Source organism: Cupriavidus sp. CP313 (assembly GCF_054072015.1).
The window spans coordinates 207,361-225,274 of the sequence record NZ_JBSVZB010000007.1 but is presented as its reverse complement, the minus strand read 5'-3'; the positions used below and the strand labels follow the sequence as shown (position 1 = coordinate 225,274).

General features: G+C 67.1%; 17 protein-coding genes. 9 read left to right on the top strand and 8 right to left on the bottom strand.

The window, feature by feature from the left end; genetic code table 11:
• The first annotated feature begins 39 nt into the window (after positions 1 to 39).
• From ACW4E8_RS13190 to mtgA, 3 genes are all read left to right on the top strand, one after another.
• Positions 40 to 972 (top strand): energy transducer TonB family protein, encoded by a 933-nt coding sequence (locus ACW4E8_RS13190; protein WP_456804915.1) that lies wholly within the window; start codon positions 40 to 42, stop codon positions 970 to 972.
• A complete protein-coding gene (aroE, locus tag ACW4E8_RS13185) occupies positions 972 to 1,859 on the top strand; it encodes a shikimate dehydrogenase (protein WP_456804914.1) in 888 nt (295 codons plus the stop codon). The genes ACW4E8_RS13190 and aroE overlap by 1 nt, the downstream gene beginning before the upstream one ends.
• A 74-nt stretch (positions 1,860 to 1,933) precedes the next feature.
• Entirely contained in the window at positions 1,934 to 2,635 is a 702-nt protein-coding gene (mtgA, locus tag ACW4E8_RS13180; RefSeq protein WP_456804961.1) for a monofunctional biosynthetic peptidoglycan transglycosylase, read from the top strand.
• Between the two features lie 12 nt (positions 2,636 to 2,647).
• Here the strand turns inward: mtgA and corA are convergent, their stop codons facing one another.
• The gene (gene corA, locus ACW4E8_RS13175) at positions 2,648 to 3,613 is read right to left on the bottom strand and encodes a magnesium/cobalt transporter CorA (RefSeq protein WP_456804913.1); all 966 of its coding nucleotides are present in this window, start codon (positions 3,611 to 3,613) and stop codon (positions 2,648 to 2,650) included.
• Positions 3,614 to 4,196: 583 nt separating this feature from the next.
• On the bottom strand, positions 4,197 to 5,096 hold the full coding sequence (locus ACW4E8_RS13170) for a DMT family transporter (protein ID WP_456804912.1): 900 nt from the start codon (positions 5,094 to 5,096) through the stop codon (positions 4,197 to 4,199).
• A 186-nt stretch (positions 5,097 to 5,282) separates the two neighbouring features.
• Here ACW4E8_RS13170 and pyrF point away from each other — a divergent pair, with 186 nt between their 5' ends.
• On the top strand, positions 5,283 to 6,101 hold the full coding sequence (gene pyrF / locus ACW4E8_RS13165; RefSeq protein ID WP_010813198.1) for an orotidine-5'-phosphate decarboxylase: 819 nt from the start codon (positions 5,283 to 5,285) through the stop codon (positions 6,099 to 6,101).
• 77 nt (positions 6,102 to 6,178) lie between these two features.
• On the opposite strand, the gene ACW4E8_RS13160 is transcribed toward pyrF, so the two are convergent.
• The 3 genes from ACW4E8_RS13160 to thiL form a co-directional block, all read right to left on the bottom strand.
• Positions 6,179 to 6,676: a CinA family protein gene (locus ACW4E8_RS13160; RefSeq protein ID WP_456804911.1), complete on the bottom strand. Its 498-nt coding sequence runs from the start codon at positions 6,674 to 6,676 to the stop codon at positions 6,179 to 6,181.
• 66 nt (positions 6,677 to 6,742) lie between these two features.
• The gene (locus ACW4E8_RS13155) at positions 6,743 to 7,309 is read right to left on the bottom strand and encodes a phosphatidylglycerophosphatase A family protein (RefSeq protein WP_456804910.1); all 567 of its coding nucleotides are present in this window, start codon (positions 7,307 to 7,309) and stop codon (positions 6,743 to 6,745) included.
• A gap of 126 nt (positions 7,310 to 7,435) precedes the next feature.
• The gene (gene thiL / locus ACW4E8_RS13150; protein ID WP_456804909.1) at positions 7,436 to 8,416 is read right to left on the bottom strand and encodes a thiamine-phosphate kinase; all 981 of its coding nucleotides are present in this window, start codon (positions 8,414 to 8,416) and stop codon (positions 7,436 to 7,438) included.
• A 402-nt stretch (positions 8,417 to 8,818) separates the two neighbouring features.
• On the opposite strand from thiL, the gene ACW4E8_RS13145 reads away from it, so the two are divergent.
• From ACW4E8_RS13145 to ACW4E8_RS13135, 3 genes are all read left to right on the top strand, one after another.
• Entirely contained in the window at positions 8,819 to 11,143 is a 2,325-nt protein-coding gene (locus tag ACW4E8_RS13145) for an NADP-dependent malic enzyme (RefSeq protein ID WP_153954204.1), read from the top strand.
• A gap of 393 nt (positions 11,144 to 11,536) precedes the next feature.
• Positions 11,537 to 11,908, top strand: a complete 372-nt coding sequence (locus tag ACW4E8_RS13140) for a ribonuclease domain-containing protein (protein WP_114130960.1) — start codon at positions 11,537 to 11,539, stop codon at positions 11,906 to 11,908.
• The gene (locus ACW4E8_RS13135) at positions 11,905 to 12,522 is read left to right on the top strand and encodes a barstar family protein (RefSeq protein ID WP_456804908.1); all 618 of its coding nucleotides are present in this window, start codon (positions 11,905 to 11,907) and stop codon (positions 12,520 to 12,522) included. The genes ACW4E8_RS13140 and ACW4E8_RS13135 overlap by 4 nt, the downstream gene beginning before the upstream one ends.
• Positions 12,523 to 12,605: 83 nt before the next feature.
• Here the strand turns inward: ACW4E8_RS13135 and ACW4E8_RS13130 are convergent, their stop codons facing one another.
• From ACW4E8_RS13130 to ACW4E8_RS13120, 3 genes are read right to left on the bottom strand one after another with little or no spacing between them, the layout of a single operon-like run.
• Positions 12,606 to 13,226 carry a YidB family protein gene (locus ACW4E8_RS13130; protein ID WP_456804907.1) on the bottom strand — a complete coding sequence of 207 codons (621 nt, stop codon included), beginning with the start codon at positions 13,224 to 13,226 and terminating at the stop codon, positions 12,606 to 12,608.
• A 59-nt stretch (positions 13,227 to 13,285) separates the two neighbouring features.
• A complete protein-coding gene (locus ACW4E8_RS13125) occupies positions 13,286 to 14,038 on the bottom strand; it encodes a 16S rRNA (uracil(1498)-N(3))-methyltransferase (RefSeq protein WP_456804906.1) in 753 nt (250 codons plus the stop codon).
• Positions 14,038 to 14,466 (bottom strand): VOC family protein, encoded by a 429-nt coding sequence (locus tag ACW4E8_RS13120; protein ID WP_013957973.1) that lies wholly within the window; start codon positions 14,464 to 14,466, stop codon positions 14,038 to 14,040. Before ACW4E8_RS13120 ends, ACW4E8_RS13125 begins: the two co-directional genes overlap by 1 nt.
• Before the next feature lie 318 nt (positions 14,467 to 14,784).
• Between ACW4E8_RS13120 and tkt the strand changes: the two genes are divergently transcribed.
• Positions 14,785 to 16,818 (top strand): transketolase, encoded by a 2,034-nt coding sequence (gene tkt / locus ACW4E8_RS13115; RefSeq protein WP_456804905.1) that lies wholly within the window; start codon positions 14,785 to 14,787, stop codon positions 16,816 to 16,818.
• 84 nt (positions 16,819 to 16,902) lie between these two features.
• Entirely contained in the window at positions 16,903 to 17,901 is a 999-nt protein-coding gene (gene gap / locus ACW4E8_RS13110; protein WP_010813209.1) for a type I glyceraldehyde-3-phosphate dehydrogenase, read from the top strand.
• Positions 17,902 to 17,914 lie beyond the last annotated feature (13 nt).

The window sequence follows — 17,914 nt, the reverse complement described above, 5'->3', positions numbered from 1 at the left end:
TCGGGCCGCCGCCCGCCCTTCAGCCACCCTCCATCCATCGTGAACGCCACTCTCGCCGCTCCCCGCCACTGGTGGCATGCCAGGTGGCACAACAGCAGTACGCTGGCCAAGGCGCTGGCCATTTCCGTGGCCGTGCACGTGGTGCTGCTGATGGTGCGGGTGGCCGCGCCCGAGGTGTTCGAGATCAAGCGCAGCGATGCCGCGCTGGACGTGGTGCTGGTCAACGCCAAGTCGGCGCAGAAGCCGCGCAACCCGACCGCGCTGGCGCAAGCCAACCTGGACGGCGGCGGCGACCATGACCTGCAGCGCGCCACCACGCCGCTGCCCGCGCAGACCCTGACGCAGGAAGGCGACCTGGTGCGCCAGGTGCAGCGCCGCGTCGAGCAGTTGGAACAGGAGCAGCAACGCCTGCTGACCCAGTCGCGCGAGGCCGCGCCGTCGGTGCGCAACCAGCCGCTCAAGCCCGGCGAGAAGCGCCAGGACACCCCGCAGCGCGGCCAGGACGAGCGCACCTCGACCGACGAGATGGCCAGGCTCGAGGCCGAGATCGGCCGCAACCTGGACCACTACGCCAAGCGGCCCAAGCGCTTCCAGCTGACCGCCACCAGCGCGCAGGCGGTCGACTACGCGCAGTACTACGACCGGCTGCGCAGCAAGATCGAGGCGCGCGGCACCACTGACTTCCCGCAACGCAACGGCAAGCCGCTGTACGGCCAGCTGATCCTGGTGATCAACGTCAACCGGCTGGGCAAGCTCGGCTACAACCGCGACGGCTATAACGTCGATGCCATCGACGTGGTCAAGAGCTCGGGCGATCCCGCGCTGGACCGCCAGGCCGTGGCGATCGTGCGCGCGGCCGCGCCGTTCGGCCCCTTTACCGCCGAGATGGCGTCGCGCCAGGACATCCTCGAAGTCATTTCCACTTTCAAGTTTTCGCGCAGCGGGCTGGAAACCCGCTTGCAGGCACGCTGATGACATCCACTGATTCTTCCCAAGCCACTTCCGACCGCTATGTGGTGATCGGCAACCCGGTTGCGCACAGCCGTTCGCCGGCGATCCACGCCGCCTTTGCGCGCCAGACCGGCGAGGCCGTGCAGTACGACCGGCTGGAGGCGCCGCTGGACGGGTTTGCCGATGCCGTGCGCCAGTTCTTTGCCGAGGGCGGCTACGGCTGCAACGTGACGGTGCCGTTCAAGCTGGAGGCCTATGACCTGGCCGACCGCCTGACCGAGCGCGCCGAGGCCGCCGGCGCGGTCAACACGCTGTGGATCGAAGAGGGCATGATCCATGGCGACAACACCGACGGCATCGGCCTGGTGCGCGATATCCAGGACAACCTCGACACGCTGATCGAAGGCAAGCGCGTGCTGCTGCTGGGCGCCGGCGGCGCCGCCATGGGCGCGATGCTGCCGCTGATCGAATGCCGGCCGTCGCGCATCGTGGTGGCCAACCGCACCGCGTCGCGCGCCAGCGACATGCTGGAAGAGTTTGTCGAAGCCGCGGACCAGTACGGCGTGGAACTGTGGGGCGGCGGGCTCGATGCGCTCGACGGGCTGTCCGAGGACGAAGCCGTCGACGTGGTGATCAATGCCTCGTCCAGCAGCCTGCACGGCGAAGTGCCGCCGGTGCCCGAGTTCCTGCTGGGCGAAGGCGTACTGGCCTACGACATGATGTACGGCGCCGAGCCTACCGTGTTCCTGCAGTTCGCCGCCCGCTGCGGCGCGCGCGTGAGCGACGGCCTGGGCATGCTGGTCGAACAGGCCGCCGAGGCCTTCTATATCTGGCGTGGCGTGCGGCCCCGCACCGCGCCCGTGCTGGCCGAGCTGCGCGCCGCGCTGCAGGCCGAACGCAAGGGCTGACCGGGGCGCCGCCAGCCGTGGCCAACCGCAACCGCACGGCAAGCGCCGCGCCGGCCCGTGCCGTGTTCAACCCGGTGCGCTGGCTGGGCTACCTGCTCGGCTGCGTGGCGGCGGGCGTGGTGGCGATGCAGCTGTACTTCTTCGTGCAGATCGCCTCGTGGCAGTACATCAACCCGACCACCACCACCTTCATGCGCGCCGAGCGCTGGCGCCTGTGCGGCATCAATGTCTGGAACTGCGGCCTCGACCGGCAATGGGTGGCGTACGACCGCATTTCGCGCAACCTCAAGCGCGCGGTGATCGCCAGCGAGGACGCCGACTTCGTCAACCACCCGGGCTATGAGCTGGATGCCATGCTCGATGCCTGGGAGCGCAACAAGAAGCGCGGGCGCATCGTGCGCGGCGGTTCCACCATCACGCAGCAGCTGGCCAAGAACCTGTTCCTGTCGTCCGAGCAGCACTACCTGCGCAAGGGCCAGGAGCTGGCCATCACGTGGATGCTCGAGTTCTGGCTGGACAAGCAGCGCATCTACGAGATCTACCTGAATTCGGTGGAGTGGGGCGAGGGCGTGTTCGGCGCGCAGGCCGCGGCGCAGCACTACTTCCGCACCAGTGCCGACAAGCTCAGCGTGGGCCAGTCCGCGCGCCTGGCCGCGGCGCTGCCGGCGCCCAAGTGCTTCGACAAGAAGGAGTACTGCGCCAACGTGCGCGTGAACTTCCGCGCCAAGGCGGGCATCATCGCGCGGCGGATGGGGGCAGCCACACTGCCTGACTGAGCCCCGCGGGGCTCAGCTCAGCCAGCCCTTCCTGCGGAAATACACCAGCGGAATCGCCGCCGACACCGCCATCAGCGCAATCGCCCACGGATAGCCCGCGCCCCAGTCCAGCTCCGGCATGAACTTGAAGTTCATGCCGTAGATGCTGGCGATCAGCGTGGGCGGCATCAGCGCCACCGACACCACCGAGAACAGTTTGATGATCTTGTTCTGGTTGATGTTGATGAAACCGACGGTCGCGTCCATCAGGAAGTTGATCTTGTCGAACAGGAACGCGGTGTGGTTCTCGATCGAGTCGATGTCGCGCAGGATCTGGCGGGCCTCGTCCTGCTGTTCGGCCGACAGCAGCTGGCTGCGCATCAGGAAGGACACCGCGCGGCGCGTGTCCATCACGTTGCGGCGGATGCGACCGTTCAAGTCTTCCTCGCGGGCGATGGTTTCCAGCACGTCGGCCGCGGCGGCATCGGTCACGTTCTCGGCCAGCACGCGGCGGCTGGCTTCTTCCAGGCGTTCGTAGACTTCCTCGATCGAGTCGGCGGAGTATTCCGCGTCGGTCGCGTACAGGTCCATCAGCACGTCCTTGGCGTTGCGCACCGAGCCCGGACGCATGCGCGCGCGCAGCCGCACCAGCCGGAACACCGGCAGGTCTTCGTCGTGGATGGAGAACAGCACGTCGCGCGTCAGCACGAAGGCCACGCGCACGTTGCGCGACAACACCTCTTCCTCGTCCAGCAGGAAGTCGGTGCGGATATGGATATTCTCGTCCTCGCCCTCGAAATATCGCGCGGACGCTTCCAGGTCGCCCAGGTCTTCCAGTTCAGGAAGGGCGACGCCATAGGCTTCCTTGATCCAGTTCAGTTCTTCGTCGTCGGGATTGACGACATCGATCCAGATCGGCTTGTGCTGCAGCAGCTCATTGCGCTCGTCGACCTGCTCCTGGGCAAGCCGGCCTTTCTGCAGGACGAACAGGTTGATCATCCCCGGGATTCCTTATTGCTGATTGCGACGAAAAACAAAGACAAGCGCGAAGACAAGCGCAGGCGGCTCGCCGCATTCCCAGGTAATCCGTCATGCCCTGCATGGCCTGGCGAGACGCCGGAAGGCGCTCTGCCAGGGCCGGGCCACGGGCAAGCGTGATCGCGCTGTGCCGCGGCTGCCGGACGCAACGGACTCGGCGGGCGGTGCAAGGCGATGGCGTTTGCCTGGGTTGGCTGGCTAGCCGGGAGAGGGAAAATCCGCACGCGGTGCGGCGCGCATGGATGGCGCCGCCGGTGGCACGGAAAGACACTCGCCCGCAGTTCTGCTGCGGGCGAGGCCGACGAGGCGCGGAGCCGGGTGCTCCGGGCGGGTCGTCGTTACGCAGCCCGCAGTGACATGGCATTCGCAGAGGTCGCAGCGCTGCTGCGGCAACTCGAACACCCGATGCTACTGCCCACGTAATTTCTCCGGGATTGTGATGGCCGCGAGTGTAGCCCAACGTAGGGTGGCTTGTTAAGTGAAATCTCCGCGCAAGCGGCCCGTTGTTGCCCTCTCACGACCCGGGGCGCGCCCACCCCGGGGATCAGCCCAGCACGCCCTGCAGCCGGCGCCACAGCAGCGGCGCCAGCATCACCGACGACAGCGCCAGGAACATCAGCACGATCGCCGCGTAATCCTGCCAGTGCGGCTGCTCGCCCAGCATCCACATGCCCGAGAACACCCCGACCACCGGAATGAACATGATCGACAGGCTCGACACCACCGGCGGCAGGCTGCGCGCCAGCCCGAACCAGACCAGGTGGCAGAAGGCGAAGACCACCACCGCGTTGTAGGCGATGGCGCCCCATTCGATGGCCGTGGGCATGCGCCAGCCGTCTTCCAGCAGCAGCGAGCCGGCCGCCAGGAAGGGCAGGGTCACGGCCAGCATCCAGAAAGTCATGGCGCCGATGGGCACGTCGGTCTGGGTGCGCTTCATCAGCTGGGTGCCGAAGCCCCAGCCGGCCGCGGCCAGCAGCATCAGCAGCGTGCCGGCCGGGCTGCCGGTCAGCGCGGCGATCTCGCCGGAAAGCAGCAGCACCGTGCCGGCCAGCGCGCAGCCGATGCCCAGCCAGGCCCAGGCGCCAATGCGCTCGCGGAAGAACACCAGGCCCCAGACCACTGCCCAGATCGGCATGGTGTAGCCCAGGATGGCGGCCCGGCCCGAGGACAGCATCTTGACCGCGCAGATGGCAAACAGGTGCCAGATCACCATGTTGGGAATGGCCAGGCGGACCACCGTGCCCCACTCGCGCCGCGGCACGGCCAGCGAATCGCCACGCAGCCGCAGCGCCAGCCCCAGCGCCACCAGCCCGCCCGCCATGCACAGCAGGCGGAAGCCCATCGCCGGAAAGTGCGCTACGCCTACCTTCATGATGGGCCAGTTGATGCCCCAGGCAAGGGTGAGCACGAAAAGCAGGAAGATACCGCGGCGATCGAGAGACATGACGGGACGCGGCTGTGCGCCATGCCGCGCTTTGTTTTGAGAGGAAGCGCAAAACCATAGCACGCAGCGGGTAAAATTGCCGGAAGCGACATATGCTGCAGGCATGAAAGGTTTTCACGCCGCTGCGGCCAACCGCGCCGGCCGGGCCAATGGGGCGCCGGCGCCACCAGGATATTCCGAGTACCCATGACTTTCACCGAGCAGCTTGCTGCCGCCTGGCAGCGCAACGATTCCCTCCTGTGCGTCGGGCTCGATCCTGACCCGCAGAAGCTGCCGCTGTCCCTGACCGGGGCGGGCGGCGCCATCTTTTCGTTCTGCCGCGAGATCGTTGACGCCACCGCCGACCTGGTCTGTGCCTTCAAGCCGCAGATTGCGTACTTCCACTCGCAGCGCGCCGAAGACCAGCTCGAGCAGCTGATCCACTATATCCACGACGCCCACCCCGGCATCCCGGTGATCCTGGACGCCAAGCGCGGCGACATCGGCTCGACCGCCGAGCACTACGCGCTGGAGGCCTTTGAGCGCTACCACGCTGACGCGGTCACGGTCAGCCCGTACATGGGCTTCGATTCGATGCAACCGTACCTGGCCTATCCGGACCGCGGCGTGATCGTGCTGTGCCGCACCTCCAACCCGGGCGGCTCGGACGTGCAGTTCCTGCAGGTCGACGGCAAGCCGCTGTACCAGCTGGTGGCCGAGGCCGCGCGCGAGCGCTGGAACACCACCGGCCAGATGGGCCTGGTGGTCGGCGCGACCTTCCCCAACGAGATCGCGCGGGTGCGCCAGATCGTCGGCGACATGCCGCTGCTGATCCCGGGCATCGGCGCGCAGGGTGGCGACATCGAGGCTACGGTCAAGGCGGGGCGCACCGCGGACGGCACCGGCATGATGATCAACTCGTCGCGCGCCATCCTTTACGCCAGCCGCGAGAAGGATTTTGCGGCGGCGGCGCGCAATGTCGCGCTGCAGACGCGGGAGACCATCAATCGCTACCGCCACGGCTGAGGCCGGGCGTAGATAAAAAAACCGCGCCGGAGACGGCGCGGTTTTTTTATTGGGGCGGAGGTTGCCGGCCGCCGGCCTCAGGCCTCGTTCCGAATCAGCTCCAGCAGCCCCCGCATGGCATGCTCGGCCGCCTGCCGGCGGATCTGGCCGCGGTCGCCGCGAAAGCGCTGGGTCTCGGTATGCGTGGTAATGCGGTTGCTCCAGCCGAAGCAGACCATGCCCACCGGCTTTTCCGGGGTGCCGCCGTTGGGCCCTGCCACGCCGGTGATCGACAGCGCCACCTGGGCGCGGCTGTTGAGCAGCGCGCCTTCGGCCATGGCGCGCGCCACTTCCTCGCTGACCGCGCCGTGGTCGCGGATCAGCTTGGCGGGCACGCCCAGCATGGTGGACTTGGCCTCATTGGAATAGGTGACGAAGCCGCGCTCGAACCAGCCGGACGAGCCGGATACATCGGTAATGGCGGCAGCCACCAGCCCGCCGGTGCAGGATTCGGCAGTGGCCAGCATCAGGGACTTGTCGGCAAGGGTGACGCCGGCCTGGATGGCGAGCTGGTCGAGCAGGCGGCTGACGGACATGATGGATACGGGGTAGTTTTGGGGGGAATCAGCTTGCAATGGCTGGCGATGCGCGGCGATCGTGGCTCAGAACGAGCGCCACAGCGCAAACACCAGCAGCGTGTAGAAGGCCGCGAAGATGTCGTCGAACATCACGCCAAAGCCGCCGCGCAGGCCCGGGCCCTTGAGCGTGCGGTCATAGTGGCCGATCGGCGCGGGCTTGGCGATATCGAACAGCCGGAACCACAGGAAGGCGGCGAACTGCCCCCAGAAGCCGGTCGGCATGACAAAGGCCAGCACCAGCCAGAAGGCGACGATCTCGTCCCACACCATGCTGCCATGGTCGTGCACGCCCATGTCGCGCGCGGTGCGCGCGCACGCCCACAGGCCGACCAGGAAGCCGCCGGCGATGATCCACAGCCAGGTGGTGGGCGCGATCCACAGCGAAATCACCACGAACGACAGCCAGCCGTAGAGCGTGCCGACCGTGCCCGGCCCAACGGGCGACAGGCCCGAGCCGAAGCCGAAGGCGATCAGGTGGGCCGGATGGGCCAGCATGAAGCGCACGCTCGGGCGCGTGACCTTGACGGTCTGGCCGGCTTCCAGGGTCAGGGCGGGGTCGCGCGGCGCGGCCCCGGGAGGGAAGGTGGACATCAAAGTTGGCTCGTGTGATGCAGATACTGCTTATGGTTATGGCCGGCTTGCACTGCCATGCTTGCGGGACTCCCGTGCCCGCGCAGCGCGCCGATGCCGGCATCATGACATGCCTGTGACCCGGTGTCAGGGGGCAGCGAAGTGGTCGAAGCTGGCGCCTTCGTAGCGGGTCGGGTTGCCGGCACCGTCGACCAGCCGCAGGCCGGGCTCTGGCGTGATCGTGCCGACACGTGTGAGCGGCAGCGCCAGGCGTTCGCTGATCGCCGCAATGGCGTCGCGGTTGCCGGCGGGCGCGGTGAAGCACAGCTCGTAGTCGTCGCCGCCGGCCAGCACGCATTCGCGCTGGATGGCATCGGGCTGGCTGGCCAGCACCGCCGAGCGCGGCAGCGCATCGACGTCGACCAGCGCGCCTGCTTGCGAGCGTTCCAGGATATGGCCCAGGTCGCCGACCAGGCCGTCGGAGATGTCGAGTGCGGCATGCGCCACGCCGCGCAGGGCCATGCCCAGTGCCACGCGCGGCGTGGGCGTGTCCATGCGCGGGCGCACCTGGCTGAACTCGGGTTCCGGCAGCAGCCATTCGCCGCGGCAGTCGCCCAGCGCCAGGCGGGCGTCGCCAAGCGTGCCGGAAATCCAGATATCGTCGCCGGGCCGGGCGGCGTCGCGGCGCAGCGCGGCGCGCAGCGGCACGTCGCCGAACACCGTCAGCGAGAGCGTCAGCGGGCCGCGCGTGGTGTCGCCGCCGACCAGTTCGCAGCCGTGGGCGTCGGCCAGCGCCAGCATGCCGTCGGCCAGTTCGGCCAGCCAGGCGGGGTCGGCCTCGGGCAGGGCCAGCGCCAGTGTGAAGGCGCGCGGTTCGGCGCCCATGGCGGCCAGGTCGGACAGGTTCACGGCCAGCGCCTTGTGGCCGAGCGCGCGCGGCGCCACGTCCGGGAAGAAATGCCGGCCGCTGACCAGCATGTCGGTGCTGATGGCCAGGTGATGGCCGGGGCGGCCCTCGATCAGCGCGCAGTCATCGCCCACGCCGAGCGCGGCCTTGCGCACCGGCCGCGTGAAATAGCGGCGGATCAGGTCGAACTCGGAAAGCTGGGCTGGCTGGGCGTGGGACATCGTCGTCGGGAAGATTCGCCCCGCCGGGTGGACGGGATCGGAAGGGCTGCGCGTTGCGCGAAGATGAATGGCGATCCGGGGCAATCCCGCGGCGCCGGTGCAGCGCGTCAGGATGGGGCGCGTCCAGCATTTCAGCAAGATACTGCCGCGCACGACAGCCATGACCGCCACGCGGTGCGCCGCTTCTGCCGGCAGGCGCTACGCTTGCTGGTATTGCCCGGGAGGATGGGGCATATTGTACCGAATCGCAAAGGTGCCCCAAGTAAAACGCTTATTGTGAAATAGTATTTCACTATATAAAATGTTGGGTTCCAAAGGAAGAGAAGGGCGGACACGTGGAGCCGGTCCGCCGATCGTCCCCCGCCTCGTCAATGACGGCTCCACCGATTGGAAGATGCGCCGATGACCAGCCCTCAGCAGTCCCCGTCCCAAGACGATCTGAAACAGCAGCAGCGTGAGGCGCTGCGCAAAGCGGCGCTCGAGTACCACGAGTTTCCCACCCCCGGCAAGATCTCGGTCACGCCGACCAAGCCGCTGTCGAACCAGCGCGACCTGGCCCTGGCCTATTCGCCGGGCGTGGCCGCCGCTTGTGAAGAGATCGTTTCCGATCCGGCCAACTCCTTCCGCTACACCGCCCGCGGCAACCTGGTCGCGGTGATCACCAACGGCACCGCCGTGCTGGGCCTGGGCGACATTGGCGCCGCGGCCTCCAAGCCGGTGATGGAAGGCAAGGCTGGCCTGTTCAAGAAGTTTGCCGGTATCGACGTGTTCGATATCGAAGTCGACGAAAAGGACCCGGAAAAGCTGGTCCAGATCATCGCCGCGCTGGAGCCCACCTTCGGCGGCATCAACCTCGAAGACATCAAGGCACCGGAGTGCTTCTACGTCGAGCGCAAGCTGCGCGAGAAGATGAAGATCCCCGTCTTCCACGATGACCAGCACGGCACCGCCATCGTGGTGTCCGCGGCCATCATCAACGGCCTGAAGGTGGTCGGCAAGGACATCAAGAAGGTCAAGCTGGTGGCCTCGGGCGCCGGCGCGGCCGCGCTGGCCTGCCTGGACCTGCTGGTCGATATCGGCCTGCCGATCGAGAACATCTGGGTGACGGACCTGGCCGGCGTGGTCTACGAAGGCCGTACCGAGCTGATGGACCCTGAAAAGGCGCGCTTCTGCCAGAAGACCGACAAGCGCAAGCTGGCCGAAGTGATCGACGGCGCCGACATCTTCCTGGGCCTGTCCGCCGCCGGCGTGCTCAAGCAGGACATGGTCCAGCGCATGGCCGACAAGCCGCTGGTGCTGGCGCTGGCCAACCCGAACCCGGAAATCGCGCCGGAACTGGTCAAGGAAGTGCGCCCGGACGCAGTGATGGCCACCGGCCGTACCGACTACCCGAACCAGGTCAACAACGTTCTGTGCTTCCCGTTCATCTTCCGCGGGGCGCTGGACTGTGGCGCCACCACCATCACGCGTGAGATGGAAATCGCCGCGGCCAATGCCCTGGCCGAGCTGGCGCGCCAGGAGCAGAGCGACATCGTCGCTACCGCCTATGGCATCCAGGACCTGTCGTTCGGCCCCGAGTACCTGATTCCGAAGCCGTTCGACCCGCGCCTGATCGTCAAGGTGGCCCCGGCCGTGGCCGAGGCCGCGATGAAGTCCGGCGTGGCCGCCCGTCCGATCGAGGACATGGACGCCTACCGCCTGCAGCTGCAGCAGTTCGTGTACCACTCGGGCACGCTGATGAAGCCGATCTACGCCGCCGCGCGCAAGGTCGAGATGGAGAAGAAGCGCATCGTCTTCGCTGAAGGCGAGCAAGAGCGCGTGCTGCGCGCGGTGCAGGTGATCGTCGACGAAAAGCTGGCCAACCCGATCCTGATCGGCCGCCCGGCCGTGCTGCAGCACCGCATCGAGCGCTTCGGCCTGCGCCTGCGCGCCGGCGTGGACTTCACTGTGGTCAACCCCGAGCACGATGAGCGCTTCCGCGATTATTCCGACGCCTACTACCGCATGATGGCGCGCGAGGGCATCACGCCCGAGTACGCCAAGCTGGAGCTGCGCCGCCGCACCACGCTGATCGGCGCCATGCTGGTCAAGAAGGGCGAGGCCGACGGCATGATCTGCGGCACCGTCAGCAACACCGCGGCGCACCTGCGCTATATCGACCAGGTGCTGGGCGGCACCAACAAGGTCTACGCGGCGATGAACGGCCTGGTGCTGCCGGGCCGCCAGATCTTCCTGGTGGATACGCACGTCAACGTCGACCCGACCGCCGAAGAGCTGGCCCAGATCACGCTGATGGCTGCCGAGGAACTGAAGCGCTTCGGCATCGAGCCCAAGATCGCGCTGCTGTCGCATTCGAACTTCGGTTCGTCCGAAGCGCCTTCGGCCCGCAAGATGCGCGAAACCCTCGCCATCCTGCGTGATCGCGCCCCGGACCTGGAGATCGACGGCGAAATGCACGGCGACAGCGCGCTCGACCAGAAGCTGCGCGACCAGCTGGTGCCGGACGGCGCGCTCAAGGGCGAAGCCAACCTGCTGGTGTGCCCGAACATCGACGCGGCCAATATCTCGTACAACCTGCTCAAGGTTGCCGCGGGCAACAACGTCGCGATCGGGCCGATCCTGCTGGGCGTGAAGGCGCCGGTGCACATCCTGACGCCGTCGGCCACGGTGCGCCGCATCGTCAACATGACCTCGCTGGTCGTGGTGGACGCCGCTGCCAAGCGCTAAACCGCTTGGTATCGCCGCTTGCATGGCCGGTAGCAGGCCAATGTGACGAAAAGCCGGGTTCGCCCGGCTTTTTTTGCATCCGTATGTGCGTGGTTAGTATGCGCACACATACGCTTAACATATTGAAACAATTGAAGAATTACCGGTGCTGTCGGGCCGGGATTGCTTAATTGCGTGCATGCGCGTAACCTTACGCCTTTGATACAGGCGCTCGCCATGAGCGCCCCGGTACGGCCGGCATCCATCGCGCTCCTCAACGGGTGGCGCAGGGCGCTGGCCAGGGTGGCCCGGACAGATAGATCGTCTACCCAACCAGCGGCAGGCTCGATTTCCGGTTCAACCAAGACAAGCAACGTGGGTTTCCAAGTTTCTCTGATGCGGCACGCAACGCGCATGCTGGCCCGGTCCATGACCGGCGCGGCGCTGGTGCTGGCCCTGGCGCAGCCGACACTGGCGCGGCAGGTGCAGACCGAAGGGATGGGAACCATTGCAGTGCAGCAGTTGCCCAACGAAGCACGGCAGACCCTGGAGCGCATCGAAGCCGGCGGCCCGTTCCTGTATGACAAGGACGGATCGAGATTCGGCAACTACGAGCGCATCCTGCCGCAACGTGAACGCGGGTATTACCGCGAATACACGGTCAAGAGCGCCAGGAGCCGGAACCGGGGAGCCAAGCGGATCGTCTGCGGCGGGGAACAACGCGCTGCCAACGATTGTTACTACACGGAAGATCACTACAACAGCTTCAAACGGATACTCAAATGATGACTGACATTTTCGGATTGGGCGACGCCCTTGCCGCCCGCGAAGAGCGCGGCGCCGGAGATGGCTGGCAGCGGGCTCAGCAGCAGGCCCAGAACCTATACGACAACGTGCTGATGATGCCGAGCCAAGAGCTCATGCAAAAACTCCCGCCCGCGACCGCGCCCGTGGCCATGCCCGCCGGTCCCGGTTGGAATGACGGCACCAGCGAGGGGGCCATGAACCTGTTCAAGACGGTGCGTCCGAACATCGTCCAGTCGATCCGCGCCTTCCGCGTGCCTGAGCTGGCCCAGGCGGCCGCCGATCTCGGGCAGCATTTCCTCTACGCCAATTGCGCCCATTGCGCGAGCAAGGCCGAGGTCCTGGAAAGCATCGCCACGTCGTTCACCTTCCCGAAGCACTTCGGCAAGAACTTCGACGCGCTGGCTGACTGCCTGACCGACATGATCTACAAGGCCGGCCCGCAGCCGGGCTTTGTGATCGTGCTGGAAGGCCTGCCTATTGCGCAGAAGTTCGACAAGGAAGGGCGCGAGGTGCTGCTCGACGTATTCCGCGACGCCGCCGAGTTCTGGGGCGAGCGCAAGGTGCAGTTCCGGGTGTTTTATTCGTTCGCCTGATTGCGCTGGCCTGGCCGTTCCACGGTATAGCAAGCAAAAAGCCCGCATCAGCGGGCTTTTTGCTTTCCGGCGAGGAGCTGGTCTTATCCCTGCGCCGGCAGATGCCCATGCGGCGTGAGCCGGTCGATCAGTTCCGGCAGTCCTTCGCTCAGTTGCGCGGCCACGTCGTCCTGCGACATGCCGGTGGTCTGTGCCAGCGATTCGAGCGCGCCGGTGTCGCCCAGCGCGCCGCTCAGCGCCGACGGCGTGACCGGCTGGTTGGCGCCGCTGCCGATCCACGAGTTCACCTGTTCGCCCAGCCCGGCCTGCGCCAGGATCTGCTGCAGCGCGCCGATGCCGCCGGCGGCCGCACCAAGTGCCTGGCTGTTGGCCGGCGCGCCACCCTGGCCGCCAAGCAGGCCGCCGAGCAGCGAGCCAAGGTCCAGGCCGCCGGTGGCGCCGCCGGGCGCTGCGCCGGCACCACCGCCGCCGAGCATGCCGCCCAGCAGCCCGCCGAGGCTGCCCAGGCCGCCCAGGCCATCATCGACAGGCGCCGCATCGCCCGCAGCGCCTGCTTGCCCGCGGCCGCGCATGGCCAGCGTTGCCAGCAGGCCGAGCGCCATCATCAGCTTGGGGTCGAGCCCGCCGCCGGTATCGCCAGCCTCGCCGCGCGCGCCGCCGAGTTGTCCGAGCACACCGCCCAGCACGCTATCGAGTAGTCCCATGGTCGACTCCTTTCAGTCAGGGTTGCAAGGTTGACGCGATGACCGGATGGCCGCCGCCGTCAGAATCCGCCAAGCAAGGCGTTAAGGGTTGCCAGGCATGCCAGCCCGGCGGTTTCAGTACGCAGGATGCGGGGGCCGAGCGACACGCCGGTGAAACCCGCTTGCCTTGCCGCCTGCTCTTCCTCGGGCGCCAGGCCGCCTTCGGGGCCGATCAGCAGCGTGACGCCGCCGGCCAGCAAGGCTTCGCGCTGTTCGGCGATGAACGCCGGCAGCGAGTGGGTGGCGCGCGGCGATACCAGCAGCCTGGCACCGCCAGCCGCGGACTGCGCCAGCCATGTCTCAAAGTTAGCGACCGGCGCAACCTCCGGCAAGCGATTGCGGCCGCATTGCTCGCAGGCGGCCTGCACCAGTGCCTGCCAGTGCGCGTGGCGCTTGTGCGCGCGCTCGCCCGACAGGCGCACCACCGAGCGGCTGGCCTGCAGCGGCTGGATTGCCGTGACGCCCAGTTCGACCGCCTTTTCGATCAGCCAGTCCATCTTGTCGCCGCCGGCCAGGCCCTGCGCCAGCGTGACGCGGAAGGGCGGCTCGGCTTCGGCCGCGTCATGCGCGCCGATGCGCGCCAGCGCGTGGCGCTTGCCCAGCTCAACCAGCGTGGCCGCGTGGCTGCCGCCGCGGCCGTCGAACAGCGTCATGGCGTCGCCCGGCACCAGGCGCAGCACCTGCGCGTGGCGCACCACCGGCTCGGGCAGCGGGAAATCGGATTCGGCGGCCAGGACGGTGTCTGTGCCGCCGACGAAGAAGCGTGGTGCCATCAGCTTGCCTGGCCTGCTGCCTGGTCCAGCGGCTTGCCAAAGCCCCAGCGGTAGCCGTCGGGATCTTCGACCATGCAATAGCGGTCGCCCCAGAACTGGTCTGCCGGCGCCATCAGGCTGACCGCGCCGGCGTCGACCGCGCGCTGGTGCATGGCGTCGACATCGTCGCAATAGACATAGAAGGTCTGCGGGCACTCGACGCCCAGCGAGCGCGGCGTGCGCGCGGTGCTGCCCCAGGCGCCCTCGGGCGCGAACATCACCACCAGTTGGCCCTGGTAGTGCATCTCGGCATGGGTCGGCACGCCGTTTTCGTCGACCACGTTGCCGGCGGCGAAGCCGAAGGCGCGGCTGTAGAAGTCCAGTGCGGCGCGCCCGTTGGCGACGGTCAGGTAGGGGGTGAGCCAGGGGGTGTTGGCCGGTCTGGTCATGATCGTCTCCTGAGTGCGGGAAACCCGGCGCGGCTGGCGTGCCGCGCGGTGCGAGAGTGCATCTTACGCGTGCCGCGCTACGCTGTCGAAGTGCGGCGCAGCGGTCGGCCGGGCTGGTTGGGGTGAAGCATCAGGCATGTCCGTGGCCGGATAGTTCCGATGACCGGGGGCGGGGGGCGCATGGAGCTTCCGGTGATCGCCCTCGCTGCGCCGCAGGCGCTGTCCGGGAGTCCGGAAAACCCCCTAGCTTCTGCTAAAATTGCGGTTTTCCTGCCGTCACCGTCAGGCTCACGCCCGCTCACGTCCAAGACCGCCCGCATGTCCGCCCTTGCCCATCCCGCCACAAGTCCTTTTGCTTCCCAGCCTTCCAAGCAGATGGCCGATGCCATCCGCGTGCTTGCCATGGACGCCGTCCAGCAGGCCAATTCCGGCCACCCCGGTGCGCCGATGGGCATGGCAGACATCGCCGTGGCGCTGTGGGGCCGGCACCTGAAGCACAACCCGAGCAACCCCCAGTGGGCCGACCGCGACCGCTTCGTGCTGTCCAACGGCCACGGCTCGATGCTGATCTATGCGCTGCTGCACCTGACCGGCTACGACCTGCCGGTCGAAGAGCTGAAGAATTTCCGCCAGCTGCACAGCAAGACCGCCGGCCACCCGGAATACGGCATCACCCCGGGCGTGGAAACCACCACCGGCCCGCTCGGCCAGGGCATCACCAACGCCGTCGGCATGGCGCTGGCCGAACGCCTGCTGGGCGAAGAATTCAACCGTCCCGGCTTCGACATCGTCAACCACCACACCTATGTCTTCCTGGGCGACGGTTGCCTGATGGAAGGCATCTCGCACGAAGCCAGCTCGCTGGCCGGCACGCTGAAGCTCAACAAGCTGATCGCGCTGTGGGATGATAATGGCATCTCGATCGACGGCGACGTGGTGCACTGGTTCAACGACGATACCCCGAAGCGTTTCGAAGCCTATGGCTGGAACGTGATCCGCGGCATCGACGGCCATGACGTGGTCGCGGTCGACAACGCCATTGCGCAGGCCAAGGCCAGCGACAAGCCGACCCTGATCTGCTGCCGCACCAAGATCGGCAAGGGCGCGCCCAACAAGGAAGGCGGCCACGACGTGCACGGCGCCCCGCTGGGCGGCGCCGAAGTGCTGGCCACGCGCGAGGCGCTGGGCTGGGCCCACTCCCCGTTCGAAGTGCCGGCCGAGGTCTACGACGCCTGGGACGCCAAGGCCAATGGCCAGGCGCTGGAGCGTGCCTGGAACGCGCTGTTCGATGCCTACGCCGAGCGCCACCCGTATGAGGCCGGCGAATTCCGCCGCCGCATGAAGGGCGAGCTGCCGGGTTCGTTCGACGCCGCCGTCGACGCCTTCATCGGCAAGTGCGAGGAAAAGGCCGAGACCATCGCCACCCGCAAGGCCAGCCAGAACACCATCGAGGCCTTCGGCCCGGTGCTGCCCGAATTCCTCGGCGGCTCGGCCGACCTGACCGGCTCGAACCTGACCAACTGGTCGGGCAGCCAGGCCGTGCGCGTGGATGCCTGGGGCAACCATATCAACTACGGCGTGCGCGAGTTCGGCATGAGCGCCATCATGAACGGCATCACGCTGCATGGTGGCTACATCCCCTACGGCGCCACCTTCCTGACCTTCTCGGACTACAGCCGCAATGCGTTGCGCATGGCGGCGCTGATGAAGATCCGCACGCTGTTCGTGTTCACCCATGACTCGATTGGCCTGGGTGAAGACGGCCCGACCCACCAGTCGATCGAACACGTCGCCAGCCTGCGCCTGATCCCGAACATGGACGTCTGGCGCACCGCCGACACCACCGAGACCGCCGTGGCCTGGGCCGAGTCGATCCGCCGCGAGAACGGCCCGAGCTGCCTGATCTTCAGCCGCCAGAACCTGCCGTTCCAGCGCCGCGACGACGTCACCCGCGCCAATATCGCGCGCGGCGGCTACGTGCTGCGCGACAGCGTCAACCCCAAGACCAAGCGTCCGGACGCCGTGATCCTGGCCACCGGCTCCGAAGTGGGCCTGGCCGTCGGCGCCGCCGACGCGCTGGCCACCGAAGGCGTGCATGTGCGCGTGGTCTCGGTGCCGGCCACCACGGTGTTCGACAAGCAGGACGCCGCCTACAAGGCCAGCGTGCTGCCGGCCGGCGTGCCGCGCGTGGCGGTCGAGGCGGGCGTGACGGACTTCTGGTGGAAGTACCAGGTCCAGGCGGTGGTGGGCATCGACACCTTCGGTGAATCGGCCCCGGCCGGCGTGCTGTTCAAGCACTTCGGTTTTACCGTCGAGAACGTGGTCCGCACGGTGAAGGACACCCTTATCTAAGCATCCGGGCGCTGGAGCCGCGTGGTGCGCCGCGCGGCAGCAGCGGCGCCCACCGGTTTCAATCGATCCTCAGGAGAGACAGTCATGACCATCAAGATCGGCATCAACGGCTTCGGCCGCATCGGACGCATGGTGTTCCGCGCCGCAGTCGCCAACTTCAAGGACATCGAAGTCGTTGGCATCAACGACCTGCTGGAGCCCGACTACCTGGCGTACATGCTGAAGTACGACTCGGTGCATGGCCGCTTTGACGGCGAAGTGTCGGTCGACGGCAACACCCTGGTCGTCAACGGCAAGAAGATCCGCCTGACCGCGGTCAAGGATCCGGCCGAGCTGAAGTGGGGCGAGATCGGCGCCGACGTGGTGGTCGAGTCGACCGGCATCTTCCTGACCAAGGAAGGCGCGCAGAAGCACCTCGACGCGGGCGCGAAGAAGGTGATCATGTCGGCCCCGTCCAAGGACGACACCCCGATGTTCGTGTACGGCGTGAACCACGAGTCGTACAAGGGCGAGGCGATCATCTCCAACGCCAGCTGCACCACCAACTGCCTGGCACCGGTGGCCAAGGTGCTGAACGACAAGTGGGGCATCAAGCGCGGCCTGATGACCACCGTGCACGCCGCCACCGCCACCCAGAAGACCGTTGACGGCCCGTCTAACAAGGACTGGCGCGGCGGCCGCGGCATCCTGGAAAACATCATCCCGTCGTCGACCGGCGCAGCCAAGGCCGTGGGCGTGGTGATTCCGCAGCTGAACAAGAAGCTGACCGGCATGTCGTTCCGCGTGCCGACCTCGGACGTGTCCGTGGTCGACCTGACCGTCGAGCTGGAAAAGTCGGCGACGTACGAAGAAATCTGCGCCGAGATGAAGGCCCAGAGCCAGGGCGCGCTCAAGGGCGTGCTGGGTTACACCGAAGACAAGGTCGTCGCCACCGACTTCCGCGGCGATGCCCGCACCTCGATCTTCGACGCCGAAGCCGGCATCGCGCTGGACGGCACCTTCATCAAGGTCGTGAGCTGGTACGACAACGAGTGGGGCTACTCGAACAAGGTGCTGGAAATGGTCCGCGTCGCGGCCAAGTAATTCAGCAGCCTTA

Bases quoted from the DNA above. Each gene is read 5' to 3' on its own strand.
- corA (WP_456804913.1), bottom strand. From the start codon at position 3,613: ATGATCAACCTGTTCGTCCTGCAGAAAGGCCGGCTTGCCCAGGAGCAG.
- pyrF (WP_010813198.1), top strand. From the start codon at position 5,283: ATGACTTTCACCGAGCAGCTTGCTGCCGCCTGGCAGCGCAACGATTCC.
- ACW4E8_RS13135 (WP_456804908.1), top strand. From the start codon at position 11,905: ATGATGACTGACATTTTCGGATTGGGCGACGCCCTTGCCGCCCGCGAA.
- thiL (WP_456804909.1), bottom strand. From the start codon at position 8,416: ATGTCCCACGCCCAGCCAGCCCAGCTTTCCGAGTTCGACCTGATCCGC.
- ACW4E8_RS13155 (WP_456804910.1), bottom strand. From the start codon at position 7,309: ATGTCCACCTTCCCTCCCGGGGCCGCGCCGCGCGACCCCGCCCTGACC.
- ACW4E8_RS13120 (WP_013957973.1), bottom strand. From the start codon at position 14,466: ATGACCAGACCGGCCAACACCCCCTGGCTCACCCCCTACCTGACCGTC.
- ACW4E8_RS13125 (WP_456804906.1), bottom strand. From the start codon at position 14,038: ATGGCACCACGCTTCTTCGTCGGCGGCACAGACACCGTCCTGGCCGCC.
- gap (WP_010813209.1), top strand. From the start codon at position 16,903: ATGACCATCAAGATCGGCATCAACGGCTTCGGCCGCATCGGACGCATG.
- ACW4E8_RS13130 (WP_456804907.1), bottom strand. From the start codon at position 13,226: ATGGGACTACTCGATAGCGTGCTGGGCGGTGTGCTCGGACAACTCGGC.
- ACW4E8_RS13160 (WP_456804911.1), bottom strand. From the start codon at position 6,676: ATGTCCGTCAGCCGCCTGCTCGACCAGCTCGCCATCCAGGCCGGCGTC.
- aroE (WP_456804914.1), top strand. From the start codon at position 972: ATGACATCCACTGATTCTTCCCAAGCCACTTCCGACCGCTATGTGGTG.
- ACW4E8_RS13145 (WP_153954204.1), top strand. From the start codon at position 8,819: ATGACCAGCCCTCAGCAGTCCCCGTCCCAAGACGATCTGAAACAGCAG.
- tkt (WP_456804905.1), top strand. From the start codon at position 14,785: ATGTCCGCCCTTGCCCATCCCGCCACAAGTCCTTTTGCTTCCCAGCCT.
- ACW4E8_RS13140 (WP_114130960.1), top strand. From the start codon at position 11,537: ATGCTGGCCCGGTCCATGACCGGCGCGGCGCTGGTGCTGGCCCTGGCG.
- ACW4E8_RS13170 (WP_456804912.1), bottom strand. From the start codon at position 5,096: ATGTCTCTCGATCGCCGCGGTATCTTCCTGCTTTTCGTGCTCACCCTT.